Below are 12,460 nucleotides of genomic sequence, written 5' to 3'. Positions count from 1 at the left end.
ACTCAAGGTGATGCGCTGAGCCAACATGGCGCAKCCCCAGCGGCCGCAACTCAAGGTGATGCGGTGAGCCAACATGGCGCAGCTCCAGCAACCATGGCTCAGGGTGACACAGTGAGCCAACAAGGCGCAGCCCCAGCGGCCATGGCTCAGGGTGACACGGTGAGCCAACAAGGCGCAGCCCCAGCGGCCGCAACTCAAGGTGATGCGGTGAGCCAACATGGCGCAGCTCCAGCGGCCGCAACTCAAGGTGATGCGCTGAGCCAACATGGCGCATCCCCAGCGGCCGCAACTCAAGGTGATGCGGTGAGCCAACATGGCGCAGCTCCAGCAACCATGGCTCAGGGTGACACAGTGAGCCAACAAGGCGCAGCCCCAGCGGCCATGGCTCAGGGTGACACGGTGAGCCAACAAGGCGCAGCCCCAGCGGCCGCAACTCAAGGTGATGCGGTGAGCCAACATGGCGCAGCTCCAGCAACCATGGCTCAGGGTGACACAGTGAGCCAACAAGGCGCATCCCCTGCAGCAACGGTTCAAGGTGACACTGTGAGCCAGCAAGGCGCAGCGCCAGCGGCCATGGCTCAGGGTGACACGGTGAGCCAACAAGGCGCATCCCCTGCGGCAACGGTTCAAGGTGATGCGGTAAACACCGCTAGTCCTGAAAGAAGTGAGCCAGAGGTTCGTTATGTCGAAACTCCGGCCGAAAATTCTACGCAATCGGGAAGTACCGTTGTAGAGAACAATCCTTACGCATTCGATGGTAATCAAGCTGGATTCAATTTCTCTGTAATGGGCGGATTCGGGAACAACGTCCAACCCTCAAACGTGAGTTATAACAGTGTTGATTTAGTGGGTGGTGGTGCGGCCAGCGGTCACTCTGTCGCAGGTTCCAATAGCAGCGGTGGCCCATCTATGGACACTTCCAATAGCAACGTGCCAACGATGGAGCGTTGATAGATTTTGGTTTGAAATTCGGCGGTTTCTACCGCCGTTTTTTTGGGAATTTGCTGGATTTGATTAGTGGTGTAGCATGGATGGAAATGTAATGGTAGGGGGAAAATTTTGAAGATAATTAGCCTATTAGTGGCAGCTTGGTTTAGCTCAACCTGTATTGTCAATGCTGAAGAACTGACTGTTACAGAGTCAGCAACCGATTTATGGGGTGTGAGTTATTTAAGTGGCAAACCAGTGGGCCGCAAGATGTCACTCAACAATTTCAAAGCAGATCTAATTGACCGAGCGGCGAGAAAAGCAATTTATTCCAAATTGAACCCTACAGCACAACAGGGCGTATTGATCAGGTCATCATCTAATGACGAATCGGTATTACATGAGGTCGTTACTGCAAGTTCCTATATGTATTCTGTAAATAGTGTTGAATTTTGCTATAACGTGTTGTCTGCTGGTATTGAGATTAAAGCAGATATCACCGTTAGCATTCGTCCTTACGACGAGTCCGCGTTATTAAAACAGTTGGAAACGGATGTGCATCTATCTTCGCAGAATCGGCGCCATTGGACACCGATTGATGGACGCTATTTGAAAGAAAAAGAAGATAGAATTTATGGCACTCCTAATAGTTTGTTTGTGATCACCGGCAATCATGAGAACACGATGCCATCCGACTATCAGTTTGTCTCTACTGAAACCTTTTTGGATTATTGGGTTATGCGCTACAAAGTCATGCTCGCTGACGCTTACGGGCGTCGTGGGGTAAAGGGGCCCACTTTAGGCACGGTAGATGATGTTAGCTCAAGGCCTGATATGGTCTTTGAAGCCGTTCTGTCACATAAGCCTCAACAGCAGATTAAATATCCTGACCAACAGATGATTAAAAGGATGGATGGCGCATTTATCTCAGTCGGTAAAAAGGTCGTATCTGTCAACAATTTGAAAAATACCCAAGTACCCATCGGTATGAACGCTACGATTCAAGCGTTGCCGTCGAAGTAGGGGAGGATTTTATATGCAAAAAATTAGTGCCGCGCTGCTAATAATTACTATGTTGTTAACTCACACAGATGTCATTGCGGGTGAGTATGATTATCGTGGTAATGGTGTGTCCAGGTTAATTGTTCATGGATTCGACGACGCCGATTCTCTTGCGCACACAGGAAGTATCAAATCGATTCAATATGCGCTTTACGATGCTTTGATGCAGTCAGGCCGCAAGATTGAAAAGCCTTGGGAAGTGGTGATGGTTTTGAATTTGTCCCCGTATGAAGTTACCGGGAGCGATTTAGCCTTTGAACAAGGAGAGATAGAAGGCCAGTCGGAGCCGATATTTAGAATTGTTGCGAGCAAAACAATTACAGTGAGAGGTGATGTGATTGATCGTGCTTATAAAAATGTTTTGAGGTTGGAGCAAAATCAGGAATTTCAAAAGGCTTTTGAACAGTATTCTAAAGCGATGAATCAAAAAAATGCGGGAGAGATGTCAAGGATCTTTATGAGCTTTGAGGCGCTTGATAAGCTGGGAATTTATCTTGACTACACACTTTCAAGTTATTGATGTCCCAGCTTTTTTTAGGAAATTAACCTTGAAGGAAGTTTGTCCAGCCTTTCCAAAGGTCTTTATAAACGCGATCTGGTGCAGACGGAATTTGAGTCGCTAGTTTGTTGCCACTGGCTTTCAATTCGCGATGTTTAGCTCTAAATTCCAACATACTGCTGCAATTCCACTTCTTAACTTCTTTACTAGCTTGGTTAAAAGTGACGTACTTTTGTCTTTTAGCAAGAAGGTCTTTGAACTTGACACCGAATAACATGGTCGGTGCTGCTGGCACAAAGTCAGGCAGTTGTTTATTTGCAGCCATTTCTAAAAATTGAGTTGAAGTGGTGATGTTATTTTCTTTAAACCATCTTTTCACTTTCTCAAGAGTACCTTTTTGGTGGTAATCATAAGGTTCTTCATTTCCTAGGAAATGGTTCCAAGATTGCCACATACCTTTTCTTGTATAGAAAGAACGAGGATCAGAAGGAATGTTTTTAGGTTTTTCATTCTTCTGGTGATACTCCACCCATTCGGCCATTGTTTTAATGCCAGATGCTTTGGCATATTCGGAAGATGTCTCATAACTAGCAAATACGCCGCCGCGACTATGAATGTCATCTTCTTCCGATTGCGGTATTACAGGTGCGTTAGGGTTCAACACCCCCCAACCTTGCCATAATCCTCTACGGCCATAGAATAATGATGGCGACACTGGTAGATATGGAGGGATTTCATTAGCCTCGACGTATCTAAGCCATTCTGCACGACTGGTAACTCCGAGATCTTTTATATACTCCACCCAATCTTCATAAGATAAAAACTGCACCCCTTTCCGTGAGGTTATCATCTTCTCCGAAGCAACTTGCTCTGGTTTTTTGATGTTATCCTTGGGTACGTGCGTTAGTGGTGCAGTAACCGGAAATTTAAGTACGTTGTTGCTATTCATGATGTTTTCTCGATTTTTTGACGGCTTCGCGCTGGCTAGGCTCGTAAAATTCCTGAGAGGGTAGCTGTCTACTCAGTACGATTTTCATCTATGAGTATGTGCGAAATCTCTCACAAACACAATTCAAATATTCTATAGGTTAATCATTCCTTGTTAATCTTTGACATGTAAATGTGTAATTCTGGAATGAGAAGATCCGTGTCAGGCGTTGCATCATTGCGTTTTGAACGCGTCTTAGTACCGTAATTACTTTCTAAGTGTTTGACCTTTATGTCGTAATCGGAGAAAACGAAAAGAGGTGTTTGGCCGTTGTATTGCAGTTTTTCTTTACTACTACCAGCTTTCCAAATGTTGTAAATCGTTGTTGGTATTATGTTTCTTTTTATTCGAAAACTATGTGATTTTTGGTTTTTTTGAAAAATTTCTAGATATTCATTTCCTTTTGAAAATTCCAGAATGTTGTTTTGCACTGCTTTTTGTATTCTTGTTGAAAAATCCTTTTCTTTCAAAACGCGCATTCCACTTCTCATGTACCAAGAGACTGAAATGGTAGATTTTTCTTCGCATTTTAAAACGTGGATTTTTCTTGTGAGCATAACGAGTGAGCACAATGTATTTTGCCGGGCTAACGTTGCTCTTAACTTGTGTAGGTCATGCGTTGATAGTAACGCTTGAATGTTATCTTTCGTATTATTTATTTTTTCAATCAGTTGATTTATATGGTTATATTCTGAATGAGGGAAAATGATAACACCTGGTGTTATACTGGTTCTGCCGATTGAATCTTCAGAAAGCGTCATTTGAGTTAAGGAAGATGCTATCCACCCTCGCGCTTTGATGTCAGAAAATAGTTCTACTTTGAATTTATCAAATGTTTGGGGTGAAGGAGTTATTTTATAAAAAAATGACTGATTGCTAGCTGCATCAGGAAGATGACTGGCTAGTTCAATTAATTCAAGAGTCAGTTTGTTGTACAAAACATCAAAAGAGTTAATGTCGAATTCGGCGTTAGTCACCGTCTACCTCGTAAAATTCCGAAATTCCCTTTCTTCTGATTCATTTGAAAACTTAGAACTCTTCTAAAAAAATGTTATTATATATTAAAAACTTTGCGTTTAGAAAACTGTGTAGGCCATATGATGAAAATCAACAAACTAGCAACAGTATCACTGTTCGCCATGATGCTTTCAGCGTGCGCTGTATCAGTATCAACTGAAATACCAGAAATTACTGATTGCTGTAGTAAAACAATTTATGATCAAAATATCAATGTAAGGCATCAACAAAGAAACGACGTTCGGAACCTTTCAGCTGATGCTGGGCGAAAAATAGGCGATCTCGCTTTCGAATTGGAAAAGGCGAGAGATGCGGCTGTTAATGATGGCCGTAGCTCCATGATGAAGTACTATCGTGACGTTTATCGTGCCGCAGTTTCATCTGCTTACAGTGATAGCTATCTGCCAACACAAGTGCCAGCTGCAAATGATGAAAAGAGTTATCAGCAACAATTCAATGATGATGCCCAAATCATTATTCACCAACCCACCGATAGAACGCTTTATTTTGAGTATGATGCTGTCGGCTATTCCGATATTGCCGAGGCTCAATATGTTTTGGCTAAGCACCGTGATTATCTTTTAAAAACCCACGGTAGAGTGCTGGTTGTTGGTTATGCTGATATTAGTGGCTCAGCTGATTACAATCTTGCTCTTGGACGCAAACGTGCGGAGCGAGTAAAAAACGAATTGGTCACCAAAGGGGTGCCTAGTGAACTGATTAGCGTCGTTAGCTATGGGGCTTCGTATTCGCCACCACTTATGAGCGGTCATACTGACAATTTGAAGTTGTGGCGTAAAGTCGAGTTGTATTATTGAGTCGAAAGGCCAATTTTTGCGTCATTTGAAATGTCTGGTCTAATCATAGTCATGATGATTAGTGGAGATTTAAAAATGAATAACAGCTATTACAGCCAACCCGCTTACAACGCAACCCCACAAGCCCAATCTCAATCTGCTCCAATGCAACAGCAGACGCTTTATTATCAACCGCGCCAAGGTAACCCTATGAATATTGAGCCTCACCACGAGGCCGCAAATTATGATGAATATCAGCAGTACCAACCCCAGCATGACAATCGCCGCGGATTTGAAGAGCAATCCGCACAAAGCGCTCATAATGTTCAGCCTGCAGCTGCTCCAGAATTTGAAAAATCGGTAAAAATCCACGGTAAGGCCGCTGCGCTGACCATCGTCGCATCTGTCACTAAGAAAGGTTTTCACACCTTGAACATTGAAGGCGCAAACGGAATGGGGGATGGCACTAAAAAGTTTGATTGGCAGGATAAGACAATAATTCAAATCACCGCGACTGAATATCGGCATTTGCTAGCCGTGCTATTCGGATTCATTCCATTCATTGAGTTTAAGTCACATGGCCCACAGAAAAACAAAAGCATCTCGGTCAAGCGACAACAGAATGGGTTTTTCTTCTCAATCAATGAGGGTGGCAAGAAGCCAAAAGCTGTTCCTGTGAGCTTTGATGATGCTTACTTACTCGGGGTCTACGCATTGGATGTATTTGCACGAAATTACCCTAACATTGACTCACATTGCCTGTTAAATACCGTTCAAACCTTTACACAGCTGCCGTACTATCCTGTCCAGCAGTAGTGCTAGGCGTTTTCAATCGGCAAGGAATGAGTTTTGAAAGCGCCGTAGGTGTGGATAGCCAGTTGAGGATAATGCGACAGAAGAGTCTCTATCCACGTCTGCGCAACCGATGGATTATCGGTCATGCTTGGAAGTTGGTACTTAACAATGATCTTGTCATTTGATTCTGGGATAACTCCCAGTTTTAAATGGTAGGCCGCGCTGTGACCTCGGGCATGAATAATTTGAACTAGCACTACTGGCATTTCTGACTCTAGTAGTTTACCGCATTCGTCCACTAATTCTGAATATGAAATAAACAATTTACATATGCCTTAGCATTATAGATTTGTGTTATTGACGCTACTATAATCCATCCTAATTCAAATATGGAGATGTAATTTTGTGAATGCGATAAGAATTTGTCACAACAACCCTAAAATCCGAGTATGGTTTGGTACTTCATTCACACCTTACCCTCGCTCAGTTTTTTATTCGTTGATCTCAATTGTGGGTTTCAGCACGTTGTCTGTGATCGTCAACCTCCATAACTCATTAACTCCTTGGGCTGGGATGGTTGTACTTGGGGGGGGGGCGTTGGTGGCGCTTGGATTAAAGAAAAAGGTCTATATGTCTTATCTTTACGAGTCTGATTGCCTGCTCGAGTTGACACTGTGGGGGGGGCGCATTTGGAGTCGAGAATTCAACTTAGCCAATGATGAACTTAAAATTGAAAGTACAATGAACGCTTATCGCGTGGTTCTCAGTGACAAAAGTATCGTGCTTACCAATTCGCGGGGATTAGCTGAGCAGGTTCATGGGCAGTTAGCAAAACTGATTAAGGTTTGTCACTCTTAGGCTTACTGTATATACGTGTTTCGACTTTCCAAGACTCAACAACCTCCGTGGTTTTCCCACCTTCTGATTTCATCGTTTTTTGTTCCCATGAAGAGACAACTGGCTTGCTGAGCTCATTACGTTCAGCAAGTTCGATGTAAGCATTTTCAGCCATCAATTCGTTTAGGGTTGGCCGTTTCTTGCCATCATCTTTGGCGTAGACATTTAGCGTAGCTGAAGCAATCGCACAAATGGATACGGCTTTAATCAGTCTGATAAGTTTCATGAATTTCCTACCTAGAACTATGGTTTATGTTAGATCTTAACTTAGATTAAATAACATGCAAACTTAATTATCTGTGTTAAAATAATCGCTCTCGATGAAGGAGCCACTTATGAATTTCAGTCAGCATCGCTACAAACTTTTAGCGGCTGCGTTATTAGCCTTGCCACATTTTGCATTTGCGGAAATTGAAGGTATGACCTTTACGTCTGTTATGCAAGAACAGACGACTTTGACACCTGCTTCCGCTATGGCCATCAACCCGGTTCTTGCACATTCAATGAATGTTTATGTGTCTGCCGGTCTTGACCGAAAGCTAAAACTATATTGGCTTTCTAGTGGGGTCAAGCTTAACGAAGTCAATACGGGTGTGGTTGGTGTTTCCGACAGAATTACATTTCAAGGAAAAGACTTTTACGGAAAACAGATCTCTATAGTTGCGCCTAATTTACAGGGAAATTATACCTTACAGGCTGACTTGTTATCCGTTGATGGGAATGTGATTGGCTCTTGGTCTATTCCGGTGACAATAGATACTCAAGCACCAACAGCTAATAGTTCTGATTTAGCTTTTAACTATAGATCCTTCGGTGGAACTTTAGCTTCATATAGCCCTATGGATTTCGGCCAATTAAAACTCACAGGTATTCAAGATACAGGTGCTGGGCTCAAAAATGTTCTCTACATTGTGAAAGATGATGTGAGCCTTTCATTAATAAATTCGATTAATGCTCAATTGGATTTAGATACTTCCACTGCGAGCCTTTCGTCCCTACCATCTGAGGTTTTACCCAGTGATAGAGGTTGGTATCAGGCTGGTTTTAGGGTCTTTGATGCAGCAGGTAATTATTCAGATTTTACTGCTCGCTCGTTTATCGAAAAAGCCTCATATCCCTTACCAGTTCGTAGCGACATTTATGATGCTTCAAGTGCTACGTGGAAGCCGTACACATCTTGGATGACCATCTACAACAATCCGATAAAAGTCCGCTATAGACGGCCCTATTCTGAAACGTTGGAAGCAAACGGGGATTATGGTTGGAGTAGTTATGGTTATCGAGATGGTGATTTTGTCTATAACGAATTTACTGTCTCATATCCTACAGTAAACCCATATTGGGTTGCGCTGACGAAAAGTGGCATTCACTCAGTCAATTACCTTTCTGATTTCAAGTTCACCCTAGGCCCAGGTGTTGATCGTTCGCCTACTAAGCAACCTGACACTGTACAATGGTTTAGTGAGGAAGGTGGCAGTGGGGGCGAAAGAATCAGTGTTGGCAAATACACAAAAGTGGTAAGGCTTCGTCTAAACAGTGAAAAAATGGGTTATGAACAATTAGCCGTTGTTTCAGGTTTAGGCTCCTGTGTTATCCCAATTGGTGAAACCTATTGCGATGTTACAATCAACAGAGTATTTGAGTCTGGTTTTGGCTATACACCCTACAGCTATGTGGTCTACTCAAGTGTGAACGGTGTCAGTGATGGACGTTTTAGTGCTCAATTTAATTATTGGTATACATATTGGGATTTTATTGCTCCCACAATCGAATCGGTCAATGTTACTGATGATTCAATAACTGTAAACGTGTACGACACGAACACTACTAGCGATTGGCGTTCTGGAATGTGGAAGACAGAGGTTTTCCGATTGCAATCTAGTTTAGGCTTCGCAATATCTCCCGATTCTTGGGTGATCACCGGCACCGGCCGTCATCGAGTTACTTTTAAACTCAATCGATTACCAAGTGGTCGTCAAAATATTTCGTTTTACGCAGATGACACCTATGGTAATCGGGTAACACAGTCGATTCTATCCAATTATCTAAACGACACTACGCCTCCAGTTTTGCGATTGCAATCGCCTTCTGGAGCGCAAATCTCAAACGGAAGCACCATTAATGGTTTAGAGAGTTTACGTATCAGCATTACTGATGATAGTGAAGCCAATATCAATTCGGTTGTGCTATCTGGAGGGGCTGCTAAGGATTCAGTTTATGTTTCTACAAATAATTTAGGTGATGGTGTTTACGACCTGAATTACCCTCGTTTATTCCCTAGTTTGGAAGCGAATGAAACTTACACTATCAATATTACCGCTCAAGATACAGCAGGGAACGCATCGACGTTAACTTCAACCTTCTTGTATTTGCCTGCCAACTTATTGCAAGTTGGGCAAATGACGACTTTGGCTGTTAATAAACAACTGCAGAACACGCAAAACGACCCAATTACATCAATTAAAACTGGTGTGCTCAGAACGGCTGAAGGACAACTCGCGTCCGGTGCTCAAACGGCATTTATCACGTTACGCAGTGACGCCAAAATCAACGTCAATATCCTTGGTAGCGTGTTGCAACCTGGGGAAACTAAACAAATCACGATCATCCCCAGCATCACAGGTGAAGTTGTTATTCCTGTTTACTCTGCTTCTCCTGGTGTGAAAGGGCAGGCAAGCTTCATGATCGACATTCCGCAAATCACTTCTACCAATTAAAGGGCAGGCCATGCAAATTAATAAATCACTACTTTTAGGGCTGTGTAGCGTCATCTGCTCTGGCATGGCTAACGCGGCAGTAGAAGGCTTTTCGTATACAGACACCAACGCTACAGTGAAAACCACTGAGGGCTCGCTCATTAACCCTCAAACTGATGCGATGGTTTACCTCTCTGGAGGGCTTGATAACAAACTTAAGCTATCAGTCATCAACACCAGTGGAGTGACGGTGTTCAACAACACCACAGATTTTATTCGAGTTTCTGACAGGTTAAGCTTTTCTGGACGAGAATTTTACGGAAAATCAATAACTATCCCCAAATTGATGGATGGTTTGTATAGCCTTAAAATCGAAACGATTAACAGTTCTGGTACAACAATTGATCAGTATACAAAGGTTGTTGAAGTTGATACTGAGGGACCTATCATTGGAGACTGGTATGGAAATGGTACAGGCAATTATGGTGCCGAAACAGGGTCGAATGAAATTTGGTGGCTAAATACACAAAACTCCGGCGAAGAATCGAAAATTTGGATAACGGATGTAAAAGGTGCGGTTTCAGGTTCTGTCATTGTACAAAAACTAAATTCCGATTCCATCGTATTAACAAGACCCATGGTCATAGACCAAGCAGCATTCAAAGCTGTGATAAATGCACAAACAGACTTATCAAATATATTACCGTCAAATAACGCTTCTGAACCATATTCAATGCAGGCTCAGCTATATGATGCCGCAGGTAACATCACTCGTTCAACTGTCAAAACATTCTATTACGACAACTATGGTGGGGCTCCATCTTCTCCTTTTGCAGTCTTCGACCCGGATGCAAACTTGGCTGAAAGTGTATCTAGTTCATTTGTAGGTTTTGTAGCTTATACGCCAGGCATGACAGTCAAAACCAACCCCGTTCGATTGTTATATAGAGTACCAGTAGATAACGTTCGAGACGCTGGAGTGAAAGGGGGGCTTGCTCTCGCGAACTCAGTGGGAGCGACAAATGTTATAATTAATGGTGAATACGGTTATTTTGATATGACAGCGCCATTTGGATATAACAGCGCAAACCAAATTAAGTGGGTTGACTTTGGTCGATGGATGGCAGGCACTATCCAATACAATTTGTCATTGTCTGAAACTGCTTCAAAATCCCCAGTGTTGACGTCAGCAACATTTTTGTTAAATGACGTTCGAATGCCTATTACGACAGGGATCAAGCATCATAATTCGATTTTGCCAGCTACAATGACTGATTTTGAGCTTCGGGTGCAGCCGCGGGATTACGTGCAACGCGCAAGTTTTCGTGGATATTCTTGCGACATTCCAGCAGGTGAGTCAATTTGTAGCTTAACGGGTTTAACATATGAGATGACCAAAGGTGGATATGGCTATTTGCACGATGCTATCGGTGTTGTGTCAGTGGGCCTGCCGATGGGAACACTTTACGCGAATTACAGCTACGGCGAATCAACCTATAACGATGCTCAATACCCGCAAATGACCAGTTATAAAGTTGATACGACAACTAACACTCTTACTGCATTTGTTTATCTACCGGGTGCAGGCAGTTGGTTTGAAAGGTTAGTCATGAAGGCCGCTAGAATTAAATATGGTACAAAATATTTAAACCCTATTAGTTCAATTCGCAACGGTGTTAATTGGGAATACGTCTTTAACTTAAACTCTCTGCCGACTGGAAACCATTCACTAGAATTAGAGATGGTCGAGAATCACGGGCCTACCACTGTGTCCCCGCTTCAAACATTCAAAATAGAAAACGCCGCACCAACAATAAGCATTACCAATTCCGGTAGTGCAGTATTCAATGACATTGTCGGGCTAGATGACTTGGTAGTGTCCATTGCAGATGAATCAAGCTACACCATCGATAGTGTTATTATCTCCGGCGGCTCAGCTAACGACACGGTTTATTTGGCCACTGTAAGTAAAGGCAATAACGTGTATTCATTGCAATATCCAAGGCTTTTCCCATCACTTACATCCGGTGAGATTTATACTTTAACGGTGAAAGCTACCGACGTTTTTGGCAACCAAGGCGTTAGTAGCAAGAGCTTTACTTATCAGCCGCCTAACATAGTAAATGTAGGCTCATTAACAACTCTTGCAGTATCTAAGGATTTAGCTAGCTCTGTAGACAATCCTGTCAGTGAAGTCGTCATTAATGATCTGAGAACAGTTGAAAGCCAGCTCGCTTCGGGACCGCAAGATGCTTTATTTACGTTACGCACTGATGCTGAAATAAGTGTTCAAGTACTTGGTCAAGTAGTAAAGCCTGGTCAAACGGTAACGCTAAACCCTGTTGCCAAATCGGGAGTGGTTAAATTTTCGGTGTATCCCGCTGTGAGTGGTCAAAAAGGAAAGGCGCAGTTTTTATTTGAAATATTAGAAGTGAAGAGCAGTATCTAAAACTTTGATTGACTTAAAATACTGAAATACGGATTGCGCAGAAGTTTTTTGAAAAGGCAGTACACCGATGTGGTCACTGCCATTTCAGTACTGAAGGATCCCCTCATAAATCAGCCATAGCATAGCCATATTTGAGCAACTGATTGGCGAATAATACCCAGGCCGCCAGCAATTCTTTCTCCGTGATTTGATAATCAGGCCGCCTGAGTACCTCCAATCCCAAGCGAATCGTTGAGAGTACCGTTCGATGCCCAATGGTATTGGCCTGAAAATGCTTATCCCAGCCCTGTTGCTGTGCGTGTAAACCAACTAGCCACAACAGGCATTGAACCC

General features: G+C 43.1%; 11 protein-coding genes and 2 pseudogenes. 8 read left to right on the top strand and 5 right to left on the bottom strand.

What is annotated here, in order from left to right:
* From L5M17_RS22620 to L5M17_RS22610, 3 genes and pseudogenes are all read left to right on the top strand, one after another.
* A pseudogene (locus tag L5M17_RS22620) lies at positions 1-951 on the top strand (conjugal transfer protein TraG); the annotation flags it as partial.
* A 108-nt stretch (positions 952-1,059) separates the two neighbouring features.
* Positions 1,060-1,950: a hypothetical protein gene (locus L5M17_RS22615; protein WP_259564292.1), complete on the top strand. Its 891-nt coding sequence runs from the start codon at positions 1,060-1,062 to the stop codon at positions 1,948-1,950.
* Positions 1,951-1,963: 13 nt separating this feature from the next.
* Positions 1,964-2,509, top strand: a complete 546-nt coding sequence (locus L5M17_RS22610) for a hypothetical protein (RefSeq protein ID WP_259564290.1) — start codon at positions 1,964-1,966, stop codon at positions 2,507-2,509.
* Between the two features lie 22 nt (positions 2,510-2,531).
* Here the strand turns inward: L5M17_RS22610 and L5M17_RS22605 are convergent, their stop codons facing one another.
* Both L5M17_RS22605 and L5M17_RS22600 read right to left on the bottom strand, forming a co-directional pair.
* Positions 2,532-3,437 carry a hypothetical protein gene (locus tag L5M17_RS22605; protein ID WP_011711611.1) on the bottom strand — a complete coding sequence of 302 codons (906 nt, stop codon included), beginning with the start codon at positions 3,435-3,437 and terminating at the stop codon, positions 2,532-2,534.
* Between the two features lie 143 nt (positions 3,438-3,580).
* Positions 3,581-4,453 carry a DNA replication terminus site-binding protein gene (locus L5M17_RS22600; protein ID WP_259564288.1) on the bottom strand — a complete coding sequence of 291 codons (873 nt, stop codon included), beginning with the start codon at positions 4,451-4,453 and terminating at the stop codon, positions 3,581-3,583.
* A 123-nt stretch (positions 4,454-4,576) separates the two neighbouring features.
* On the opposite strand from L5M17_RS22600, the gene L5M17_RS22595 reads away from it, so the two are divergent.
* Both L5M17_RS22595 and L5M17_RS22590 read left to right on the top strand, forming a co-directional pair.
* Entirely contained in the window at positions 4,577-5,311 is a 735-nt protein-coding gene (locus L5M17_RS22595; RefSeq protein WP_263149262.1) for an OmpA family protein, read from the top strand.
* A 75-nt stretch (positions 5,312-5,386) separates the two neighbouring features.
* A complete protein-coding gene (locus L5M17_RS22590) occupies positions 5,387-6,106 on the top strand; it encodes a hypothetical protein (protein ID WP_263149261.1) in 720 nt (239 codons plus the stop codon).
* 2 nt (positions 6,107-6,108) lie between these two features.
* Here L5M17_RS22590 and L5M17_RS22585 read toward each other — a convergent pair whose 3' ends face one another.
* On the bottom strand, positions 6,109-6,408 hold the full coding sequence (locus L5M17_RS22585; RefSeq protein WP_037431063.1) for a hypothetical protein: 300 nt from the start codon (positions 6,406-6,408) through the stop codon (positions 6,109-6,111).
* 82 nt (positions 6,409-6,490) lie between these two features.
* Between L5M17_RS22585 and L5M17_RS22580 the strand changes: the two genes are divergently transcribed.
* A complete protein-coding gene (locus tag L5M17_RS22580) occupies positions 6,491-6,943 on the top strand; it encodes a hypothetical protein (protein WP_259564278.1) in 453 nt (150 codons plus the stop codon).
* Here the strand turns inward: L5M17_RS22580 and L5M17_RS22575 are convergent.
* Positions 6,924-7,208, bottom strand: a complete 285-nt coding sequence (locus L5M17_RS22575) for a hypothetical protein (RefSeq protein WP_037431062.1) — start codon at positions 7,206-7,208, stop codon at positions 6,924-6,926. The genes L5M17_RS22580 and L5M17_RS22575 overlap by 20 nt on opposite strands.
* A 109-nt stretch (positions 7,209-7,317) precedes the next feature.
* Here L5M17_RS22575 and L5M17_RS22570 point away from each other — a divergent pair, with 109 nt between their 5' ends.
* Both L5M17_RS22570 and L5M17_RS22565 read left to right on the top strand, forming a co-directional pair.
* The gene (locus L5M17_RS22570; RefSeq protein WP_263149260.1) at positions 7,318-9,699 is read left to right on the top strand and encodes an Ig-like domain-containing protein; all 2,382 of its coding nucleotides are present in this window, start codon (positions 7,318-7,320) and stop codon (positions 9,697-9,699) included.
* A 10-nt stretch (positions 9,700-9,709) separates the two neighbouring features.
* Positions 9,710-12,127, top strand: coding sequence for an Ig-like domain-containing protein (locus tag L5M17_RS22565; protein ID WP_263149259.1), 2,418 nt, complete (start codon positions 9,710-9,712; stop codon positions 12,125-12,127).
* A 103-nt stretch (positions 12,128-12,230) separates the two neighbouring features.
* On the opposite strand, the pseudogene L5M17_RS22560 reads toward L5M17_RS22565, so the two are convergent.
* Positions 12,231-12,460, bottom strand: a pseudogene (locus tag L5M17_RS22560) (IS4 family transposase); the annotation flags it as partial.

The sequence above is a fragment of the Shewanella sp. SW24 genome, assembly GCF_025653395.1.
Taxonomy (GTDB): Bacteria; Pseudomonadota; Gammaproteobacteria; order Enterobacterales; family Shewanellaceae; genus Shewanella; species Shewanella oncorhynchi.
This window is presented reverse-complemented; position numbering and strand designations above follow the sequence as displayed.